At 53.8% G+C, this 20,315-nt stretch carries 19 protein-coding genes, 1 riboswitch and 1 other annotated feature; of the genes, 13 read left to right on the top strand and 6 right to left on the bottom strand.

Going from position 1 to position 20,315, the window contains the following annotated elements:
- Window positions 1-148 precede the first annotated feature (148 nt).
- From KI215_RS11195 to KI215_RS11185, 3 genes are all read right to left on the bottom strand, one after another.
- On the bottom strand, window positions 149-319 hold the full coding sequence (locus tag KI215_RS11195) for a hypothetical protein (RefSeq protein WP_212772810.1): 171 nt from the start codon (window positions 317-319) through the stop codon (window positions 149-151).
- A gap of 102 nt (window positions 320-421) precedes the next feature.
- The gene (locus KI215_RS11190) at window positions 422-1,528 is read right to left on the bottom strand and encodes a M24 family metallopeptidase (RefSeq protein ID WP_212772809.1); all 1,107 of its coding nucleotides are present in this window, start codon (window positions 1,526-1,528) and stop codon (window positions 422-424) included.
- Window positions 1,529-1,746: 218 nt separating this feature from the next.
- The gene (locus KI215_RS11185; protein ID WP_212772808.1) at window positions 1,747-3,639 is read right to left on the bottom strand and encodes an alkaline phosphatase D family protein; all 1,893 of its coding nucleotides are present in this window, start codon (window positions 3,637-3,639) and stop codon (window positions 1,747-1,749) included.
- Between the two features lie 488 nt (window positions 3,640-4,127).
- On the opposite strand from KI215_RS11185, the gene KI215_RS11180 reads away from it, so the two are divergent.
- The 8 genes from KI215_RS11180 to KI215_RS11145 all read left to right on the top strand — a co-directional run bounded on the left by KI215_RS11180 (window position 4,128) and on the right by KI215_RS11145 (window position 11,760).
- Window positions 4,128-4,649 carry a YqeG family HAD IIIA-type phosphatase gene (locus tag KI215_RS11180; protein ID WP_212772807.1) on the top strand — a complete coding sequence of 174 codons (522 nt, stop codon included), beginning with the start codon at window positions 4,128-4,130 and terminating at the stop codon, window positions 4,647-4,649.
- Window positions 4,631-5,755: a ribosome biogenesis GTPase YqeH gene (gene yqeH, locus KI215_RS11175; protein WP_212772806.1), complete on the top strand. Its 1,125-nt coding sequence runs from the start codon at window positions 4,631-4,633 to the stop codon at window positions 5,753-5,755. The genes KI215_RS11180 and yqeH overlap by 19 nt, the downstream gene beginning before the upstream one ends.
- 260 nt (window positions 5,756-6,015) lie before the next feature.
- The gene (locus KI215_RS11170) at window positions 6,016-6,867 is read left to right on the top strand and encodes a shikimate dehydrogenase (RefSeq protein ID WP_212772805.1); all 852 of its coding nucleotides are present in this window, start codon (window positions 6,016-6,018) and stop codon (window positions 6,865-6,867) included.
- A gap of 21 nt (window positions 6,868-6,888) precedes the next feature.
- Entirely contained in the window at window positions 6,889-7,473 is a 585-nt protein-coding gene (locus tag KI215_RS11165; protein ID WP_212772804.1) for a nicotinate-nucleotide adenylyltransferase, read from the top strand.
- Window positions 7,463-8,041, top strand: a complete 579-nt coding sequence (gene yqeK / locus KI215_RS11160; RefSeq protein ID WP_212772803.1) for a bis(5'-nucleosyl)-tetraphosphatase (symmetrical) YqeK — start codon at window positions 7,463-7,465, stop codon at window positions 8,039-8,041. The genes KI215_RS11165 and yqeK overlap by 11 nt, the downstream gene beginning before the upstream one ends.
- Before the next feature lie 14 nt (window positions 8,042-8,055).
- Window positions 8,056-8,400 (top strand): ribosome silencing factor, encoded by a 345-nt coding sequence (gene rsfS / locus KI215_RS11155; protein ID WP_212772802.1) that lies wholly within the window; start codon window positions 8,056-8,058, stop codon window positions 8,398-8,400.
- 138 nt (window positions 8,401-8,538) lie between these two features.
- Window positions 8,539-8,780: a binding site (T-box leader), on the top strand.
- A 56-nt stretch (window positions 8,781-8,836) separates the two neighbouring features.
- Complete coding sequence (leuS, locus tag KI215_RS11150) at window positions 8,837-11,293, top strand: leucine--tRNA ligase (RefSeq protein ID WP_212772801.1); 2,457 nt, start codon at window positions 8,837-8,839, stop codon at window positions 11,291-11,293.
- A gap of 317 nt (window positions 11,294-11,610) precedes the next feature.
- The gene (locus KI215_RS11145) at window positions 11,611-11,760 is read left to right on the top strand and encodes a hypothetical protein (RefSeq protein WP_205492824.1); all 150 of its coding nucleotides are present in this window, start codon (window positions 11,611-11,613) and stop codon (window positions 11,758-11,760) included.
- A gap of 233 nt (window positions 11,761-11,993) precedes the next feature.
- Here KI215_RS11145 and comER read toward each other — a convergent pair whose 3' ends face one another.
- A complete protein-coding gene (gene comER / locus KI215_RS11140; protein WP_212772800.1) occupies window positions 11,994-12,830 on the bottom strand; it encodes a late competence protein ComER in 837 nt (278 codons plus the stop codon).
- A 90-nt stretch (window positions 12,831-12,920) separates the two neighbouring features.
- Between comER and KI215_RS11135 the strand changes: the two genes are divergently transcribed.
- Entirely contained in the window at window positions 12,921-13,571 is a 651-nt protein-coding gene (locus KI215_RS11135; protein ID WP_246512096.1) for a helix-hairpin-helix domain-containing protein, read from the top strand.
- A gap of 53 nt (window positions 13,572-13,624) precedes the next feature.
- Here KI215_RS11135 and KI215_RS11130 read toward each other — a convergent pair whose 3' ends face one another.
- Window positions 13,625-14,818: an ornithine--oxo-acid transaminase gene (locus KI215_RS11130; protein WP_212772798.1), complete on the bottom strand. Its 1,194-nt coding sequence runs from the start codon at window positions 14,816-14,818 to the stop codon at window positions 13,625-13,627.
- Window positions 14,819-15,032: 214 nt separating this feature from the next.
- A riboswitch (SAM riboswitch) is annotated at window positions 15,033-15,150 on the top strand.
- A 216-nt stretch (window positions 15,151-15,366) separates the two neighbouring features.
- Between KI215_RS11130 and KI215_RS11125 the strand changes: the two genes are divergently transcribed.
- Window positions 15,367-16,668: a homocysteine synthase gene (locus tag KI215_RS11125; protein WP_212772797.1), complete on the top strand. Its 1,302-nt coding sequence runs from the start codon at window positions 15,367-15,369 to the stop codon at window positions 16,666-16,668.
- Here KI215_RS11125 and KI215_RS11120 read toward each other — a convergent pair.
- Window positions 16,647-16,898: a hypothetical protein gene (locus tag KI215_RS11120; RefSeq protein WP_212772796.1), complete on the bottom strand. Its 252-nt coding sequence runs from the start codon at window positions 16,896-16,898 to the stop codon at window positions 16,647-16,649. The genes KI215_RS11125 and KI215_RS11120 overlap by 22 nt on opposite strands.
- Before the next feature lie 72 nt (window positions 16,899-16,970).
- On the opposite strand from KI215_RS11120, the gene KI215_RS11115 reads away from it, so the two are divergent.
- The 3 genes from KI215_RS11115 to dcd all read left to right on the top strand — a co-directional run bounded on the left by KI215_RS11115 (window position 16,971) and on the right by dcd (window position 20,216).
- Window positions 16,971-18,167: an aminotransferase class I/II-fold pyridoxal phosphate-dependent enzyme gene (locus KI215_RS11115; protein WP_212772795.1), complete on the top strand. Its 1,197-nt coding sequence runs from the start codon at window positions 16,971-16,973 to the stop codon at window positions 18,165-18,167.
- The gene (locus KI215_RS11110; protein ID WP_212772794.1) at window positions 18,133-19,296 is read left to right on the top strand and encodes a trans-sulfuration enzyme family protein; all 1,164 of its coding nucleotides are present in this window, start codon (window positions 18,133-18,135) and stop codon (window positions 19,294-19,296) included. The genes KI215_RS11115 and KI215_RS11110 overlap by 35 nt, the downstream gene beginning before the upstream one ends.
- 362 nt (window positions 19,297-19,658) lie before the next feature.
- Window positions 19,659-20,216 (top strand): dCTP deaminase, encoded by a 558-nt coding sequence (gene dcd / locus KI215_RS11105; protein WP_212772793.1) that lies wholly within the window; start codon window positions 19,659-19,661, stop codon window positions 20,214-20,216.
- Window positions 20,217-20,315 lie beyond the last annotated feature (99 nt).

The following is a 20,315-nucleotide window of genomic DNA, read 5'->3' as shown; positions in this document are numbered from 1 at the left end:
GGTTTAAAAAGAACCCCTGGATTCCCAGGGGGTTCTTTTTAAACCGGACCATTTCGACGACGAGTGAAAAAAGATCGACTGCAACAGAGTGATATCGTCCGGATTTATAAGTATGATACCCAAATGTGTTACGCAGTGTATGACTCCTTCACCGTTCGGGATGTTCGAGTGGGTGACATTCATTGAACTCCGCCTGTTTCCCGGGCACCTGGAAGCCCACAACCGTGGTTCGACTGGTATCACGATCCGCTTTTACGGACAAGAGGCCCATCTGGCGCACGGAGAGAACATCGCCTGGCATCAGGGGGACCAGCAGCATTGTACAAAAATCCTACGAAGTAACCGCTGTGAAGTAAATACCCCCTACCGATTTCGGCAGGGGGTGTCTCAACTTCGCTAAAAAGCGGGGGCTTTGGGTTGTTCAACGGATGATCAGCAATTCTTTGGAAAAGTTGGTCAGAATTTCGCATCCCTCTTCGGTGATCATCACATCATCCTCGATCCGCACACCCCCGACGCCTTCCACGTAGATGCCCGGCTCCACGGTGAAGGTCATACCAGGTTGCAGGGGTTGCGTGTTGGTGCTGGTCAACGAAGGATACTCATGCACCTCGATGCCGAGACCGTGGCCGACCCGATGGGGAAAATATTTTCCATAGCCGGCTTTTTCAATCAACTTTCGTGCAGTCTTGTCCAATTCTCCGATGGGGGTCCCAGGTTTGCATGCATCCAGCGCGCTCAGCTGCGCCTGCAACACCGTTTCATAGATTTCACGCTGCTGTTCTCCGGCCGAGCGATATGCGACGGTGCGGGTGATGTCCGAACAGTAACCTTCCAGCACGACCCCAAGGTCGAACAAGACCAAATCTCCCTCCTGCAGCCGGCGGTTGCCTGGTATGCCGTGCGGCAAGCCGGACTTTTCTCCAAACAGTACCATCGTGGAGAAAGCCATGCTCTGAATCCCTTTTTGTTTCAACTCCTTCTCGATCACTGCGACCACTTCCATCTCAGTGACGCCTTCTTTCAAAGCGGAGAATCCCACTTCTACACCATAGTCGGCCAAGCGGGCCGCTTCCCGCATGATGCCGATCTCCTTCGAATCTTTGATCATCCGCAGCTGATGCATCTGATCTTCCGCCGAAATGAACCGGACACCCGGCAGGATGGACATCAATAATTCCGCACGGCGGTAGGAGAGATGATCCTTTTCCACAGCCAGGGTGCGAACCCCGTTTGGTTGGATCTTTCGGGAGGTAAGTGCGTCTCGAATCATTTCCCACGGGTTTTGGGTATCGTCGTATCCCAGGATCTCATAAGACCATCCCGCATTTTTGGCTTGTTTCACTTCCATTTGCGGACAGATCAACAGCGGTTCAGCTTCGGGGAAGACGAACAGCCCCAACAACCGTTCATGTGGATGGCAAAGAAATCCAGACAGGTAGAACACATTGGCGGTAGAGGTGAGGAACGCGGCATCGATCGATTCCTGTTTGAGCCAAGAGGAAAGTTTCTCCAAACGAACCTGCATGCGCCTGCTCCTTTCTATGAAAAAGGAATCATTGTACGCGAACTACTGTCATCATCCGCCTGATGAAGGAAAAAATCAAGGGAAAAACAAAAAAAGACGGGATGTTCCCGTCAAAAGAAAAGGACCGCGTTTGTTTAGGGCGTTTCTGGCAAATCCGTGAAGGAGGAGACAGTATTCACCAGACGTGCTTTGGCCGTCTCGAACCGGATGGGATCCCGTCAACCGTGTGAGAAGTTCAGCCGTGCCTGATCTCGTGGAATCTCACATTCGAAAAGAAGGGATTTACGTGCGTCGCGGGATTGGATCGAGCTTACCGCATAGGCACGCCAAATGGCTTTGTCCCGCGTCAATTCCATCACGGCGTAACCATGGGTGGTACTGTCAAACCGTTTGATCCAGGGATTTTGCATGGTGATGAGATTGGACAACTGATGAATCACCTTGTCCAGGATGTCTTCGGACATGGACGATACCGGTCCGAAAATATCGGCGAGCATTTGTTTGACAGCCGAAAGCGGGAGCGGATTGGAGCCGGAGATCGATCCTCGGATCGTTTGTTGCACCATTTCTTTCAAATTGGATGAGGTGACAGAACCGACCATCAGTTCCACTCCCACCGCCTGTTCATCGGACGCGTTGCCGTAATCTTCATGGATCAGATTGGCCTCAAAGGTGTGCAAATCACCCGTGATGGTGATCCAATTGCGAATGCCCGCTTTTTTTAGTGCCTCCGTCAACTGACGGCGTTCGCCCGCGTATCCGTCCCACGCATCCAGATTGAGATATTGTCCGAACAGTTTCAAAGGGGTGAACTGGACTTCGTTGGCCCAGATTTTCCATAATGCCGTGGCGGATTTCATCCGGTCGAGGAACCAAGCTTTTTGTTCCTTCCCTAGCATCGTCTGGTCCGGGTCGTTCATACGGGGGCAGCCAGAGGAGAGGTAACGTTCGCCCAGTTCCTTTTCTCCGCACGGGTGGGCGCTGCGGTAGAGACGTTGATCGGTGAATATGAATTCGGCCAGGTCACCCCAGGTAAAGGAACGAAAAATGCGGATGGAACGATCAAATGATTGCGTTCCATCAAAGGTGACGCGTGCCGGCATGTATTCAAACCATACGCGGTTGGCCGTCAACCGGCGTGACGGATCAGATTCCGGGCTGTCGTCAGGAGCGACGGCCGGGAAATACGTATCGTTGGCAAATTCGTGATCATCCCAGATGGCGATCATGGCATGTCGTTCGTGTAGGCGTTGCAGGTCGGGATCGGAGCGGTAGGTTTGATATAGTGTCCGGTAATCCGCCAGGGTGAACGCTTTCGACTTTCCGCTGGGCAGATGGATTTGCCGGTCGGGTAGCGGGTTTTGGTACTGAGGGTCGCCGACCGACTCGTATATGTAGTCCCCCAAATGGATGACGAAATCCAGGTCCTCCTCCGCCAGCATTCGATATGCATGATAGTAGCCGTTTGTGTAGTCGGCACAGGAAACGTAACCGAAACGGGCGGAACGAACAGGTCCACCCGTGGCGGGGAGTGTTTGGAAACGGCCGGTGCGGCTGACATGACCGGAGTGCGTGATAAACCGGTAATAATAGGTGGTTTGCGGTTGAAGACGTCCGTCCACATCCACTTTGACGATATGGTCATAATCCTGGTAAATCGGTGCGAAGCCGCTGAGTACAATATGGGAGAAGTCCGCTTGTTCGCTGATTTCAAACTGGACAAAACGCCCTTGGCGAATCGATTCGATGACGTCTTCATTGGGGGATGAGGCGGGGTCCTGCATCCACTGAACCAGACCGGGGTCAACCTTGTCTGTGGAAAGACCCGGTGAGACAGCGGGGTCCACCCGTGTCCACAGCATGGCACCGGTAGCAGTAGGATCGCCGGAAGCGACGGATTGGGGAAAACCAATCCCGGGAGCATACTTCGGTTGGTATCGGGGATAGCGAGAAGTGGCGATGGCCGCTTGTGCGGCGTTGGCCGTACGGGTGATGGCAACCACCGGCCCTTTCGTCAGGCTGTCGACGAGAAACAAGGCCGATCCGGTGAGCAACGATTTGAGAAATACCCGCCGACCTTGGTCGATGGTATTGGTGTTTCGATCACTCATTTCCCATGCTCCTTTCCCATGGACAACCGATTGCTTTCACCATAACAAAGGCGTATGAATGTACTTTATAGTTGGTGTTAAAATCTTTCGAAAATGTGAGGGTGAATACCTCTCATGAAGAGCGAATGTGATCTGAGGTGTGTAAAAGTAACGTCGATCCGCCAGACGGAATCGGTGTACGGCAAGACGCTTCCTCCTGCCAACCCCATAGGTTTTTCTCAAGGTGCGAGCAGTTTCACGAGTATTTCGCTCACCGGGCAGTTAAAGTGTTTTTGCAATTCTTATTGGATGATACTATTTATTGTTACTCCATGAGGAGGATTCAGCGAAACGCTCGGTTTTATCTACACCTATCAAATTGCCGCGTCTTCTCGCTCGCAATTCATGAGGTGAACATGGTTTCGATGCGGTGTTCCTTTTGCTCTCGGTGGGATAAATGTGGTATAGTTATTGCCGATATAAGTACGGACGATCGATGAGGTGGGCCTGTGTTTAAAGCGATTGTTCCCGATCTGTATGTACAATCCATATACGATATCGACTTCCATCAGTTGCAACGCCGCGGGGTCAAAGCGGCTATCGTTGATTTGGACAACACGCTGGTGGAAGCAGACCGTCCCGACGCCACGCCCAAATTGGTCAGCTGGCTGGACCAGGTACGGGGGATGGGATTTCGCGTGATGATCGTTTCCAACAACACGCGTACACGTGTGTCTCGGTTTGCGACACCCTTGCAAATTCCATTTATTCATCGTGCGAAAAAACCGCTCACCCGCGCGTTCAAAAAGGCGTTGCGGCGCTTGGAGACAAAACCGGAGGAGACCGTGGTCATCGGTGACCAGTTGTTCACCGATGTGCTGGGGGCCAAACGAATGGGCCTGTTTGCGATTCTGGTCGTGCCGATTTCCGAATCGGAAGGCTTTTTCACCAAGATCAACCGGATGATGGAACGGATTGTCTTCCGTTGGATGAAAGAAAAGGGAATGTTGCGATGGGGGGATCGACCGTGAGGGAATCGGCGTTATACTGTGTGGGGTGCGGCGTGCCGCTGCAAGCCGCTGACCCGAAACAACCGGGATATGTTCCGGAGAAGGTGCTGGCGGAGGCGGAGCAGGATGCCGTTTGCCAGCGTTGTTTTCGTATTCGGCATTATAACGAAGTGGCACCCGTCGTCCATGATCCTGGATACTATGAAGACTTGCTGCGACGGATTGCGGATACGGACAGCCTCGTTGTTCAAGTGGTGGACCTGTTTGACTTCGACGGCAGTTGGATTCCAGATCTGCCGCGATGGATCGGGAAGAATCCACTTCTGTTGATCGCCAATAAAATCGATTTATTCCCCAAATCGGTCAAGCACGGGCGGATTCGTGAATGGGTGCGCCGGTCGGCTGAACGCCTCGGCGCGAATCCGGTGGATATCGTGCTGTGCAGTGCGGCCAAAGGTTTTTACATACGGGAAGTGATGGCGGCCATTGAGCGTCACCGACAGGGGAGGGACGTGTACGTCGTCGGTGTTACCAACGTGGGGAAATCTACGCTGATCAACCGTTTGTTGCATGATTTCGGCGATGGCGGTCAACCGATCACGACGTCACCGTATCCGGGCACGACCTTGGACACAATCCGAATTCCGTTGGAAGACGGGCGCTCCTTGATTGACACTCCCGGCATCGTACGAAAGGATCGGTTGAGCGAATGGGTTTCTCCCGCCGATCTGAAGGTCATCGTACCCAAAGGCACGATCAACCCGCGGGTGTATCAGCTGAACGACCGACAAACGCTGTTTCTGGGCGGCCTGGCACGCGTCGATTTTATCAAGGGACCACGCCAGCCGTTTGTGTTGTATGTTTCCAATGCACTGTACGTTCACCGGACCAAGTATGAAAAAGCGGATGAAATTCAACGGACACATCTGGGTGAATTGTTGGCACCTCCGGAAGATCCGTCTGTCTTGCCCCCTTGGCGCAAACAGCAATTCCACATTCCGGGTGGCGGGAAGCAGGATCTGGTGATTGCGGGTCTCGGATGGATCGCTGTCGGTAAAGAAGCAGCCGAGATTGAAGTGTGGGCACCGGAAGGCATCCGGGTGGAATTGCGTCCGTCTGTCATCTAAAACACCCTTAACTTGCAACATCTAACCAAGGGGATTCATAAGCGAGTGATGCTGGGGCTTCCTGAAACGAGTGAACGGAAGCGGCTGGGTCGGCTCGCTCTGCTTCCGGAAAGGGCGCAGGTGGAGCGTGCCCAGGGAAGTGATGCCACGATATAGATCAGGCACGCCTGCTCGGAGCAAGTGGAGAAAACAAGCCTGAACACCAGGTTTCATCTTTCGAGAGCTTGGAAATGGTAAAAATGGAGAGGAGAGCATCACCTATGCATATCGACGGAACGACCGGCGTCGTGGCGCTGTTGGGTCATCCGGTGGCCCATTCCAAATCGCCGGAGATGATGAATCGAGCGTTTCAGACAGCCGGCCTTCCTTATATATATGCGGCATTCGACGTGGCACCGGAAGCATTGGGCGATGCTGTGCGGGGATTGCGTGCCTTGGGCGTCCGTGGTTGGAATGTGACGATCCCGCACAAAGTTGCCATTATGGAATGGTTGGATGAGGTGGACGAAACGGCCCGGGCCATCGGTGCGGTCAACACGGTGGTCAACGACAACGGCCGATTGGTCGGGTACAATACCGACGGTACGGGTTATCTGCGCTCGCTTCAGGAGGAAACCGGCCTGGATGTTACCGCACAACGCGTATTGATCATCGGTGCGGGCGGTGCGGCACGAGCGGTGGGACATGCACTGGCGACGGCAGGGGTGCGGCACATCACGGTGGCCAACCGCACGACAGAAAAAGCAGAGGAACTGGCGGCCCATCTCGGGCAGTGGACGGCGACAGATGTGGTCGGGTTGGCCGACATCAACCGGGTATTGGAGGAAACCACCCTGTTGGTGCAATCCACATCTGTGGGAATGTATCCGCATGTGGACGAGATTCCGATTGCCCCGTCCGGTTTGCATGACCGTCTCATCGTGAGCGATCTGATTTACCGGCCGAAGTGGACCCGGTTATTGCAAGAGGCGAAAAAACGGGGAGCTCGTGTGCATTCCGGATTGGGCATGTTGCTTTACCAAGCGGTGTTGGCGTTCGAACACTGGACTGGACGTCCGGCGCCGGTCGAAACCATGCGGGAGGTTTTGGAAGCCTCACTGCAAGGAGAATGATGGCGGAAATGAGGATGTGTGATGAACATCGGCATTTTTGGCGGCACATTTGACCCGATTCATATCGGTCATCTGATCATTGCCGAACAGGCATCGCAAAGCGTCGGCTTGGATGAGGTGTGGTTCATCCCGGCAGCGTCTCCGCCCCACAAGCCGGGACAAGACATTACCCCTGCAGAACACCGGGTGGAAATGGTCAGGCTGGCGATTTGCGATCACCCCAAGTTTCGATTGTCCACAGTCGAGTTGTTACGACCAGGACCTTCCTATACAGTGGATACGGTTCGCCAGCTGTGTTCACAACATCCACATGATCGTTTTTTTCTCATCGTGGGCGGGGACATGGTGAACGATTTGCCGAATTGGTATAAAATAGAGGAAATCCTGCAAATGGTGGACATCATTGGACACGCACGCCCCGGCACGAATACGGATGCTTTGCCCCCGGAGATCGCGGAAAAAGTGATCTGGGTGCAAGATCCGGTCACTGTGAATGTTTCATCCACTCAGATTCGCCGGCAATTGGCGCGCGGTGCTTCCGGGCGGTATCTTTTGCCGGAACCGGTACGCAAGTACATCAAGGGGAAGAGGTTGTATGGAACGTGAGGCATTGTTGCAAGCTGTAGAAAAGGAACTACCCCGATCACGGTTTGAACACACTTTGCGTGTGGCGGAAACGGCTGTTCGCTTGGCCGATCGGTTCGGAGCTGATAAAGAGAAGGCCGATTTGGCGGGTATTCTGCATGATTACTGCAAATATTGGCCGGATGAACGCATGCGGGACTGGATTATTCGTCATCATTTACCGTCGGATCTGTTAGACTATAATAAAGAATTGTGGCATGCCCCCGTCGGTGCCGAAGCGGTGCGTGAGTGCCTGGGGGTGACGGATCCCGAGGTGTTGGATGCGATCCGTTATCATACGACCGGACGGCCAAACATGACGCGCTTGGAACAAGTGGTGTTTCTGGCGGACTATATCGAACCCGGCCGACGGTTTCCCGGTGTGGACGAAGTGCGCGCCGTGGCCGAATCCGATTTGGACCGTGCCGTGTTGATGGCGCTCGACAACACGATTCGCTTCCTGATCGACCGTGGTCAAAAGGTGTATCCGCTGACACTTTTGGCCCGCAATGATGTGTTAGAGCGGGTGTCAGGAAAAAATTCATCCTGAGGAGGGTATCGTTTTTGAACCTGGTGGAGATTGCGCAATTGGCGGCTGCGACTGCCGAGGAGAAGAAGGCACAGCGTGTCACGATCCTGGATATCCGTGGTTTGTCGGTAATAGCCGATTACTTCGTCATCTGTCACGGAAATTCACAAAAGCAAGTGCAAGCCATTGTGACTGCGATCAAGGAAAAGATGCAGGAGGCAAAGGTTCCTCTCAGGGGAATCGAAGGGTTTGCCGAGGCACGCTGGGTACTGATGGACCTCGGAGATGTGGTCGTCCACGTCTTCCACAAGGATGAACGCGAATTTTACGACCTGGAACGGTTGTGGGGCGATGCCAGGGAAATTCAACAGGTGCAATAAAGCACATACAAACGGTATGGAATGAGTCCAATTTGTGAACAATGTTAAAAACACGTGAACAAATGATAGAGAACCCATTGACATGTGTCCAAGCTGTTTCATATAATGTGAATCAAACATCACGATAAGCCAAGATTCGACAAAGCTTGGATGAGGAGTAGTAGTCCAGCTTCCTCTGCTCAGAGAGTCGGCGTTCGGGTGCAAGCCGATCAGAGAGGTTGGATGAACTCGCCTCATCGCTCCGGATGGGAATGTTCAGTACTGTCCGGCGGAACATCCCCGTTACGGATGATGAGAGTGGGCATTTGTCCGGCAGTAGCTGTACAAATGTCAACTAGGGTGGTACCGCGGGAGTTGTGAACTAACCTCTCGTCCCTAGCAAGGAAGGCTGGGGGCGGGAGGTTTTCATATTTTGGTGTGAAGGAGGTTGGGTCACATGCGGACGTATCAACCGAGTGAAATTGAACCAAAATGGCAAGCGGTCTGGCAGGAGCGCCGCATGCACCGGACCGACGAGGATCGGGACAAACCGAAATTTTACGCGCTGGAACAATTCCCTTATCCTTCGGGTGAAGGGTTACATATGGGCCATGTCCGGGTGTATACCATCGGGGATGTGATTGCCCGTTTCAAACGGATGAACGGATATCGCGTCCTTCACCCCATGGGTGCCGACGCATTTGGTCTACCGGCGGAGAATGCCGCCATCCAGCGGGGGGTGAATCCGCGCGAGTGGACGTTGAAAAATATGAAGCGGATTCGGGAGGAGCAGGCCCGTTTGGGCGTATCCTATGACTGGGAGCGGTATGTCGGTACGTGTCTACCGGACTATTACAAGTTGACACAGTGGCTGTTTCTGCTCTTTTACGAGCGCGGACTGGCTTATCGCAAAAAGGCGGCCGTCAACTGGTGCCCCACTTGCAACACGGTGCTGGCCAACGAACAGGTTGAAGACGGGTTGTGCTGGCGTTGTGATACGGAGGTGACGAAAAAGGAGCTGGAGCAATGGTTCCTGCGAATCACCGATTACGCCGACCGCCTGCTCGAAGGATTGGACCGCTTACCGAAATGGCCGGAAAAAGTGAAGGCCATGCAGCGTAACTGGATTGGTCGCAGCGAGGGGGCGCACGTCACCTTCACCATTCCCGAACTGGATCATGAAAAAGTGACCGTATTCACCACTCGTCCCGACACGTTGTTCGGCGTCACTTACTTGGTGTTGGCTCCGGAGCATCCGCTGGTTCCGAAATTGATTCGCGGAAAGGAAAACGAGTCGGTGATTGCCGACTTTATCGAACGCATGCGGAAAGAATCCGAAATCACGCGGACAGCGGCGGATGCGGAAAAAGTGGGGTATTTCACGGGAGCGTTTGCCCAACATCCTTTAACCGGCGAAAATGTGCCGATCTGGGTGGCCAACTATGTGTTGATGGATTACGGCACCGGCGCGGTGATGGGAGTACCGGCCCACGATGAGCGGGACTTCCTGTTTGCCCGGAAATACGATTTGCCGATTCGAGTCGTCATTCGTCCGGAGGAGGGCGACACCGACGAGTTGACCGAAGCGTATACCGGCGAAGGGAAACTGGTCAACTCGGGTGATTTCAGTGGATTGAACAACCGGGAAGCGATCAAGGCCATCGCCCGTCATCTGGAGGAAAAAGGGCTGGGTGGACCGACGGTCAATTATCGACTGCGCGACTGGTTGATTTCACGGCAACGGTATTGGGGATGCCCGATTCCGATCATCTACTGCGACGATTGCGGCATTGTTCCGGTACCGAAAGAACATTTGCCGGTCCTTCTGCCCGAAGACGTCGTATTTGACGGCAAACGCAATCCGCTCACCACGTCGGAATCGTTCGTGAACACCGAATGCCCCCGCTGCGGCAAGTCGGCGCGCCGGGAGACGGATACGATGGATACATTTATCGATTCGTCTTGGTATTTCTTCCGGTATACGGATGCGCACAACGAAGATATGCCGTTCGATCCGGACAAAGTGAAGGAATGGCTGCCAGTCGACGAGTATATCGGCGGGATTGAGCACGCCGTGTTGCATTTGCTGTACTCTCGATTCTTTACCAAGGTCCTGTACGATGCCGGTTTGGTGCCGGTGGATGAACCGTTCACCAGCCTGCTGACCCAGGGAATGGTGCTCAAAGACGGAGCGAAAATGTCCAAATCCAAAGGCAATGTGGTCAGCCCGATGGACATCGTCGAAAAATACGGGGCGGACACTGCCAGGATGTTTATCCTGTTTGCCGCACCGCCGGATCGTGACTTGGAATGGTCGGATGCCGGGGTGGAAGGAAGCTACCGTTTCTTGAACCGCGTTTGGCGGATGGTGGAGCAGCACGCCTCCCTGTTCGAACAACGCCCCGCTCCCGATACGACAAGCAAGGAAGCCCAGGAGCTGAACCGGTTGCGGCACCGGACCGTCAAAAAAGTGACGGAGGACGTGAATGACCGTTATCACTTTAACACCGCCATCAGTGCCATTATGGAACTGGTCAATGGCATCTATGCCTATCCGGAGGATGCCGACCGTGGGACGCTGGCCGATGCGATTGAGACGGTCGTGCTGTTGTTGGCGCCGTTTGCGCCTCATATCACCGAAGAACTGTGGCAGCGGATGGGCCATCAAGACAGCGTGCATGCCCAGTCGTGGCCGACCTTCGATCCGGCGGCTTTGGTGCAGAACGAAGTGGAAATTGCGGTGCAGATCAATGGCAAGGTGCGAGATAAAGTGGTTGTACCGGCCGAGGCGGACAAGAGCGAAGTGGAAGCACTGGTTATGAAGCTGGACCGCATTCAAACGTTGTTGGAAGGGAAAACGGTCCGCAAAGTAATCGTCGTACCGCGAAAATTGGTCAACATTGTGGTCAATTGACCCACTTGATCGAGCCCGACATGAAGGACCGGAACGCGCAGGGATTCCATTGCGAGGCGCGTTGCCTGGAGCCCTGTGCTTCCGGTCCGAAGCGGGCTTGTTTTTTTTCGTTCGCTCTATGGCGCTCCATGGCAATGGCTAAAGGCGCTCGACAGGAAATTCGGACTCGCTTGAACCAACCACTCAGTCAGCAGTTGCAGCTCGCTATGTGGCGGGCTTTTTCTTTTTGCATGAGAAAGCGACACCTTCCACATCCTAAAGGATAACCGCCGATCAGATCCAAAGATCGGCAATCCGAGGGAAAGGATGTCTGGTACATGCGCGTGGAACCCGATTCGAAATTACCGCCGATCGGAGCGGACGAAGCTCGTGATGCCAAGTTGGCGCAGGAAGGAACAACCTTGGGCAGTGCCGTGGATGAGAACAAAGAAAAAAAAGTAAAAGGTCCCAATCGACCATCCACTTGAGATGCCGAATAGTTTCAAACCCGGTTCAGCTGCAAATGCAGCCGCGAACCGGGTTTTTTCATGAGAAAATCATGCAGGTATTCCAATAAATACATGGTAAAATGAAAACGGCTCAGTCGGGGCATGACATGTGGGGGCATCATTTGAAGTGTTGATGAGACAGTAAGTCCTTAAAAGAATCGGACCGGACGTCTGGCGCTTCAGAAATCCCGTTCTTACAAGCATGGAGACTCTCAAAGATTTTTCTCAGCGCGTTGGAACGATTGCTGCACGTTGCGGAGGTCTTCAGAAAATTTCATGTGTGTCATTTGGAAAAGGCGGGTGAAGCAGGGGATGAAGGCCTCATCCAACAGATGGAGTCCCTCGCGCGTGATCCCGCCGGGAACGGCCACCCGATCCTGGAGGGATTGCAGCGTGAACCCGTTTTCTGTCAGCAGTTTTCCTGTGCCGACGATCATCTGTTCCACCAGGGAGGTGGCGGTCTCTACAGGCAGTCCGGTCTCTTTGACGGCGGCTTGAATCCATTGCTCCAAAATGTTGGCAAGAAACGCAGGACCACAGCTGGCTAAATCGGAAGCGGCACGCGTATGGGCTTCGTCGACGTACAGCGGTTTGCTGATGCAGGAGAACAGCTGGTATAACCACTGGGTGTCTTCATCCGAGAAACGGGTTCCGGGTATCAACAGAGCGTTACCCGACAATGCCGCATGACAAATACTAGGGATCACTTTGGCGATCTTCGCGTCCAGATGCTCTTCCAAGTCGCGGATCATCACCGGACTGGTGATGGAGATGACGTATTGGTTCGGCCGGACAACATCCTGTATCTCATCCAACACCTGTCGAAAATCTCCCGGTTTGACGCAGAGAAAGATGCAATCCGCCTTTTTGGCCGTATCCCGATTGTGATCGGACACATGAATGCCAGGGCAATCCAGAGCCAGCCGTTCCGCTTTGTCGCGGGTACGGTTGGAAACGATGATACGATCGGGTTGCATGGCGTAGGAATGGACAAACGCGAGTACCAGATTGCTTCCCATGCTTCCCGTCCCGATGAAGCCGAATTTCATCACAATACCCTCCCCATCCGCATGACGCTGACATTTCTCCTTTAACTCTATGCAGGAGCGGGGAGGAATATGAGGAAAGGGGGAGTAAGGGTGTGGGAGGAAAAGTGGTATCACCGGGTCAATAAGTGGGCGCTGGCGACAGGGGTGCTGGCGCTGGTGGTGATTGGACTCATCGTGTTGTTGATCAACCGTCGGGAAGAGACTGCACCGGTTCCAACCCTGCCCGCCTACAAACCAGCTCTGCCGGCGACACCGTCGAGCGGAAATAGGGAAAAAGCCGCCAAGATTGTCGTCGACGTTAAGGGGGCGGTCAACCATCCGGGTGTGTACAAGTTGTCAGGCGGTTCACGTGTGCAGGACGCGATGCAACAGGCAGGAGGTGCGGCACCGTCAGCGGATGTGAATCGGGTCAACCTGGCTCAGCCGTTGGCTGACGGGATGGTGGTCTATATCCCGCGAAAAGGGGAACAGGTGCCTCCTCCCGTGGCCGGTGCAACCGGTTCGGTTCCAGATGGCGGGACTCAGTCGGGCACGACGGCTAACGGTGGCAAAATTTCGCTCAACTCTGCCACGGCGGAACAGCTAGATCAGCTGGATGGGATTGGACCGTCCAAAGCAGCGGCTATAATACGTTATCGTGAGGAACATGGTCCTTTTCGCTCGGTGGACGAGCTGGCCAACGTTCCGGGGATCGGGGAGAAAACACTGGAAAAGTTTCGCGACCGTTTGACTGTGCCGTGAATCGAGCCAAATTTTAACCCCCTCGTGGATCGAGGGGGTTCTTATATCGTACATCAAGCAGACAACACTTTCCGGATTTTGGCCAGTGCCCAATCCAGCTCTTCTTGGGTAATCGTGAGCGGCGGGGCGAAACGGATGGTGTTTTCGTGCGTCTCTTTGCACAGCAAACCTTCTTCAGCCAGACGTTCGCAATGCGGACGAGCCGGTTCATACAATTCCATTCCGATGAAGAGGCCTTTACCGCGGATTTCCTTGATGATCGGATTTTGGATTTGTTTCAGTTCAGCCATGAAATATTCGCCCAATTCACGAGAGCGCTGAGGCAAGTTTTCTTCCACCAGCACATCCAGTGCAGCCACAGAGACGGCGCAGGCCAACGGGTTGCCGCCAAAGGTGGAACCGTGGGAGCCCGGTTCGAATACCCCCATCACTTCTTTATCCCCGGCCACGGCGGAGATCGGCATCACACCGCCGCCCAACGCTTTCCCCATCACATACAGGTCAGGCCGGACGTCTTCCCAGTCGCAGGCGAACAGTTGACCGGTTCGACCGAACCCGGTTTGGATCTCGTCGGCGATGAACAGGACGTTGTGTTCTTTACATACTCGGTAGGCTTCACGCAGATATCCTTCCGGCGGCACGATAACGCCTGCTTCCCCTTGGATCGGCTCCACCAGGAAGGCGGCTGTGTTGGGCGTAATGGCTGCTTTCAGCGCTTCGACATCACCGTACGGTATGATTTTGAAGCCAGGGGTCAACGGGCCGAATCCGCGTTGGTACTCCTCACTGGACGAGAGAGAGACTGCAGTGATGGTCCGGCCGTGGAAATTGTTTTCACAGACGATGATTTCCGCTTGGTTTTCCGGCACTTTCTTCACATCATATGCCCAGCGCCGGGCCGCTTTGAGGGCGGTTTCCACCGCTTCGGCTCCGGTATTCATCGGCAGAATCATCTCTTTGCCCGTTAACTGAGCCACTTTTTTGTAAAAAAGTCCCAGCTGATCGTTGTGGAACGCACGGGAGGTCAAGGTGACTTTATCCGCTTGTTCTTTCAGCGCCGCGATCAGACGGGGATGGCGGTGTCCATGGTTCAATGCCGAGTAGGCACTCAGCATGTCCATGTACTTGTTGCCGTCAGCATCCTCCACCCAAACACCCTCCGCCTTGGAAATCACGATCGGCAGGGGGTGATAGTTCCTCGCGCCGTATTTTTCCGTCAATTCGATCAACGTTTGGTTCCGTGACATGATAGCCTCCTTGATGATGAATAAATTTGATGTATGGGCGCATATACACACGCCCTGACCCGAAAATAAGCAATCTATCACCATTGTAGATGGAATTTGGAATGGAATCAATGACGGAACTTTTTCTAAAAAAACGGTTGACGGCGGTATGAGAGACCGGTATAATGAAAAACAAGTTTTCTGATAGTCGACACAATTGAATCGGATTTGGAATCTCTTATCGAGAGTGGTGGAGGGACTGGCCCGATGAAACCCGGCAACCCCGGTCTGTACGAACCGGAAGGTGCCAATTCCTGCGGAAACCGACGCCAACGGTTTCCGAGAGATAAGAGAGGAGAGCTGGCGTAACCAAAGCCTCTTCTCTTATCGGAGAAGGGGCTTTTTTATTCCACTGTTTTAGGCTGATGTCACAAGCGGAAAGGCGGCTTTAGTCGGCGAGTGCTCTTTGAGATTGTGTGTTGCAATAGCGAGAGGGACGTTCACACGAACAACAGGTGATTTCTCAGGGAAATCTCAAAGCATTCAATCTCTGCGAAAGGATGATGGTGATGAGCGAAACGCAACAATACGGACTGGAAACGTTGGCGGTCCACGGTGGCCAAGAACCGGACCCGACGACGAATGCGCGAGCGGTACCGATTTACCAGACCACTTCCTATGTGTTCAACGATACGGAGCATGCAGCCAATTTGTTTGCGTTGAAAGAATTCGGCAATATCTACACCCGCATCATGAACCCGACTCAAGATGTGTTTGAAAAGCGGGTGGCTGCGCTGGAAGGTGGCGTCGGTGCGCTGGCGACGAGTTCCGGTCAGGCGGCAATCACCTACTCCATCCTGAACATCGCCAAAGCCGGGGATGAAATTGTCTCATCCAGCAGTTTGTACGGCGGCACATACAACCTGTTCCAACACACCTTGCCCAAACTGGGAATCACTGTGCGGTTCGTCGATCCTTCCGATCCGGAAAATTTCAAAAAGGCAATCAATGAAAAGACACGGGCTGTATTTGGGGAGATCATCGGCAATCCCAAAATGGACGTGCTGGATGTGGAAGCCGTGTCCAAAGTGGCCCATGATGCCGGAGTGCCGCTGATTGTGGACAACACGTTTGCCACGCCGTACTTGTGCCGGCCGATTGAGTTCGGGGCGGACATCGTCGTGCACTCGGCCACCAAATTTATCGGTGGTCATGGTACCAGCATTGGTGGGGTGATTGTGGATTCAGGCAAATTCGACTGGACCAACGGCAAGTTCCCGGAATTGACCGAACCGGACCCGAGTTATCACGGGGTTTCCTACACCGAGGCGGTCGGGCCGCTGGCCTACATCATCAAGGCCCGGGTTCAACTGTTGCGGGACATCGGAGCGTCCATTTCTCCATTCAATGCGTTTTTGTTCTTGCAAGGGTTGGAAACGTTGCATCTGCGTATGGAACGGCACAGCGAAAACGCGCTTCGGGTCGCCAGGTTCCTTCAGGAACACGAACTGGTGGAGTGGGTAAGCCATCCGGGATTGGAAGATCATCCGTCATACGAAAAAGCAAAAAAATACCTGCCCAAAGGGCAAGGCGCCATTTTCACGTTTGGAATCAAAGGTGGTTTGGAAGCGGGCAAAAAACTCATCGAAAACTTACGCCTCTTTTCTCACCTGGCCAACGTGGGTGATTCCAAATCCCTCGTAATCCATCCGGCCAGCACCACGCATCAACAATTGACTGAAGAAGAACAATTGGCCGCAGGCGTAACACCGGAACTGGTCCGCTTGTCCGTAGGAATTGAGTCGGTGGATGACTTGATCGCCGATCTGGATCAGGCATTGAAGAAAAGTCAAAACGTCGTCACGGCTTGATACACCGGGACCATTCGAAACAAATGGTGATCGAGGCTGAAAAAGCCTGTCTCTCCCAAGTGAATCCCGTTATTGATCGATTCTGGGGGAGGATTGGCCTGGTAACCGAGAGCCGGCTCATCCGATGTCGCCACTGGATAAGAGAGACGGGAGACGGAGATTCGGTCGAAGCTCTGATGACGGAATGATTCAGGGGACGTGTTTTCCGGCTGGGACAATCGGGAAAGCACGTCTCCATCTGTGTAACCGAAATGACCAAAAAAGACTTTCCGTACGGTTTTTGGAATAGGGGGAACAATGGCATGCGGATTGAGACACAACTGGCCCAATTGGGTTCAAACAAAGAGACCAAGACCGGGGCGATCAGTTATCCGGTGTATTATTCGACAACCTACCGGCATGCGGGATTGGGACAAAGCACGGGATACGATTACACCCGGACCGCCAACCCGACAAGGACGGTGTTGGAAGAAGCGATCGCCCGCCTGGAGGGTGGGACGGCTGGATTCGCCTGCAGCTCGGGAATGGCTGCCGTACAAACTGTCATGGGATTGTTCGAGCGAGGGGATCACTTGATCGTTTCCCTCGATTTGTATGGGGGAACGTACCGGCTGTTTGAAACGTTGATGACACGGTATGGTCTTTCTTTCAGTTATGTCGATTTCCGCCGTCTGGACGAAGTGAAGGCAGCCATCCGCCCGGAAACGCGCGCCTTTTTCGTCGAGACGCCCACCAATCCCCTGCTGCAGGTAACCGATTTGCATGCTGTCTGTGAAATCGCCCGATGTCATGGATTGATCACGATTGTCGACAACACGTTTATGACGCCGTATTTCCAGCGTCCGATCGAATGCGGGGCGGATATCGTCATTCACAGCGCGACCAAATATTTGGGCGGACACAATGATGTATTGGCTGGCCTGATTGTGACCAAGGGCGACCAGTTGAGTGAACAGATGGCAGCACTGCACAACGCGATCGGCGCCGTGCTGGGACCGCAAGATTCATGGTTGTTGCTTCGCGGGATGAAGACGTTGGCGCTCAGAATGGAGAGGCATCAGGAAAACGCTTATCAATTGGCTCATTTCCTCCGTCAGCACCCGCTGGTGGACGAAGTGTTCTATCCCGCATTGCAGTCGGAGACGTGGGAGATTCAAACCAAACAAGCCGACGGAGGCGGCGGCATGTTGTCGTTCCGCGTGAAATCGCCCGCAATGGTGGGGCCATTGCTCTCTTCGTTGCGATTGATCGCGTTTGCGGAGAGCTTGGGCGGGGTGGAAACGCTCATCACGTATCCGCACACGCAAACACATGCCGACATCCCGGAAGCAACGCGACGCAAAGTCGGGGTGTGCGATCGTCTGCTCCGGTTGTCGGTCGGGATCGAGTATGTGGATGATTTGATTGCTGATCTGGCACAGGCACTGGATGAGGCGGAACGGGTATGGAAGGAGGAAAAGCGGGATGAAATTTGCGACCCGATTGCTCCACAATGGTAACGAGATTTGCCCCCGTACGGGGGCGGCCAGTATACCCATGTATCTCGCATCCACCTATCATCAGTTTGATTTGGATCAACCGGGACGGTACGATTATGCGCGGTCGGGCAATCCGACGCGGGAAGCGCTGGAGAAGACCATCGCCGCGCTGGAGGGAGGCTCCCATGGATTTGCGTTTTCGTCGGGGATGTCAGCCGTCTCCACGGTATTGCTGCTGTTTTCCAACGGGGATCATCTCGTGGCTTCCCAGGATTTGTATGGCGGCACGTATCGGGTGATGGCCGAAGTGCTGCCCCGGTTGGGCATCACGGTTGACTTTGTGGATACGACGGATCTGAACCGGGTAGAGGCGGCGATTCGTCCCAACACCAAGGGAATTTACATCGAAACACCTTCCAACCCCACCTTGAAGGTGACGGATATTGCCGGCACGGCAGAAATTGCCCGACGTCACGGTGCGCTGCTGATTGTGGATAACACGTTTTTGAGCCCGGTCTATCAGAATCCGTTGCTGTTGGGGGCAGATATCGTCATTCACAGTGCAACCAAATTCATTGGTGGGCACAGTGACGTCGTGGCCGGTTTGGTGGCAGTAAAAGATCCTACCTTGGCGGAACGGATCGGTTTCCTGCAAAACGCGATCGGTGCGGTATTGGGTGTGCAGGATGCCTGGTTGGTCCTCAGGGGGATCAAAACACTCAAAACCCGGATGGATACTGCCACCCGTTCCGCAGAAACAATCGCCCAGGCGTTAGCGAATCACCCCGAAGTACATCGGGTGTATTACACAGGACTTCCCTCACACCCTGGCCACCGTTTGCAATGTCAACAATCCAGTGGACATGGTGCAGTTCTGTCGTTCGACGTCGGATCCGGGGAACGGGCGCGGGAGGTGTTGAGTCGCGTACGTCTGCCCATCGTGGCGGTCAGCTTGGGTGCGGTGGAAAGCATCCTCTCCTATCCGGCCAAGATGTCCCATGCTGCGATGCCCCAACATGTCCGGGAGCGACATGGGATCACCGACGGATTGCTCCGGCTGTCCGTCGGACTGGAGGATGTGGAAGACCTGTTGAACGATTTGGAGCAGGCATTGTCGGTCCGATCGGTTTCGGTCGCTTCCAACCGATGATCCGAACACGCTACCCGGAAAGTGGGTATCCGTTTTCCCACGAGTGACCTTTGAGCGCAGTGATTCAACAGCGAGAGGGAGAACGGCGCATCCAGAACCGCGAGTGGTTAAACACTTTGTCAGCAGTCTCACCGGTCAAGGATCACTTGACCGGCTTTTTATTGGATTGAGGATGATTGCAAAGGACTTTCCTTTTATCTGTATCAAAATATGGTAGAATAGAGACATCCTGATACAACGGATTTGTTTTTCCGCAGTTTTCCTGCCCCGGTCTCTTTGCAATCGTTTTTGTCTGTCGTATCATATCGGTTGGAATATACGTCGGCAATATTTGAAATGGGAGAAAAGGAGTCGTACGGGAAATGACGATCAAATCGGACAAGTGGATTCGGAAAATGGCTTTGGAACACGGCATGATCGAGCCGTTCATCGACCGAAACGTCGGCAAGGGGGAAGCCGTCAGTTTCGGTCTGAGCAGTTACGGATATGATCTGCGTGTGGCAGATGAATTCAAGATATTCCATAATGCGCTGAACTCCATCATCGATCCGAAACAGATCGATTCCAACTCGTTTATCGACTTTAAGGGAGATGTTTGCATCATCCCGCCCAATTCGTTTGCATTGGCTCGGTCGGTAGAGTATTTTCGCATCCCGGAAAACGTGCTGGCCGTTTGTGTGGGTAAATCCACGTACGCCCGGTGTGGCATCATCACCAATGTGACACCGTTCGAGCCGGGATGGGAGGGACATGTTACTTTGGAAATTTCCAATACGACGCCGCTTCCCGCCAAAATCTACGCCAACGAGGGACTCTGTCAAGTGCTGTTCTTCGAAAGCGATGAGGCGTGTGAGGTGTCGTATCGGGCCAAGCAGGGAAAATACCAACATCAACGGGGAATCACCTTGCCCAAGGTTTGATGGGGTCAACACTCCTTTCTTATGAAAGGAGTGTTTCTATTTGGGAGGAATGACGTTCGCTGGCGTGGAATAAAAGTGACAGCGATAACACATCTACAA

It is taken from the genome of Polycladomyces abyssicola (genome assembly GCF_018326425.1).
In the GTDB taxonomy this organism is placed as follows: domain Bacteria; phylum Bacillota; class Bacilli; order Thermoactinomycetales; family JIR-001; genus Polycladomyces; species Polycladomyces abyssicola.
This window is presented reverse-complemented; position numbering and strand designations above follow the sequence as displayed.

Excerpts from the sequence above, each read along its gene's own strand:
- KI215_RS11170 (WP_212772805.1), top strand. The coding sequence starts at position 6,016 with ATGCATATCGACGGAACGACCGGCGTCGTGGCGCTGTTGGGTCATCCG.
- yqeH (WP_212772806.1), top strand. The coding sequence starts at position 4,631 with ATGGGGGGATCGACCGTGAGGGAATCGGCGTTATACTGTGTGGGGTGC.
- KI215_RS11185 (WP_212772808.1), bottom strand. The coding sequence starts at position 3,639 with ATGAGTGATCGAAACACCAATACCATCGACCAAGGTCGGCGGGTATTT.
- KI215_RS11165 (WP_212772804.1), top strand. The coding sequence starts at position 6,889 with ATGAACATCGGCATTTTTGGCGGCACATTTGACCCGATTCATATCGGT.
- KI215_RS11125 (WP_212772797.1), top strand. The coding sequence starts at position 15,367 with ATGAGCGAAACGCAACAATACGGACTGGAAACGTTGGCGGTCCACGGT.
- dcd (WP_212772793.1), top strand. The coding sequence starts at position 19,659 with ATGACGATCAAATCGGACAAGTGGATTCGGAAAATGGCTTTGGAACAC.
- KI215_RS11190 (WP_212772809.1), bottom strand. The coding sequence starts at position 1,528 with ATGCAGGTTCGTTTGGAGAAACTTTCCTCTTGGCTCAAACAGGAATCG.
- KI215_RS11130 (WP_212772798.1), bottom strand. The coding sequence starts at position 14,818 with ATGTCACGGAACCAAACGTTGATCGAATTGACGGAAAAATACGGCGCG.
- KI215_RS11115 (WP_212772795.1), top strand. The coding sequence starts at position 16,971 with ATGCGGATTGAGACACAACTGGCCCAATTGGGTTCAAACAAAGAGACC.
- KI215_RS11145 (WP_205492824.1), top strand. The coding sequence starts at position 11,611 with ATGCGCGTGGAACCCGATTCGAAATTACCGCCGATCGGAGCGGACGAA.
- KI215_RS11195 (WP_212772810.1), bottom strand. The coding sequence starts at position 319 with ATGCTGCTGGTCCCCCTGATGCCAGGCGATGTTCTCTCCGTGCGCCAG.
- KI215_RS11110 (WP_212772794.1), top strand. The coding sequence starts at position 18,133 with ATGAAATTTGCGACCCGATTGCTCCACAATGGTAACGAGATTTGCCCC.
- yqeK (WP_212772803.1), top strand. The coding sequence starts at position 7,463 with ATGGAACGTGAGGCATTGTTGCAAGCTGTAGAAAAGGAACTACCCCGA.
- comER (WP_212772800.1), bottom strand. The coding sequence starts at position 12,830 with ATGAAATTCGGCTTCATCGGGACGGGAAGCATGGGAAGCAATCTGGTA.
- leuS (WP_212772801.1), top strand. The coding sequence starts at position 8,837 with ATGCGGACGTATCAACCGAGTGAAATTGAACCAAAATGGCAAGCGGTC.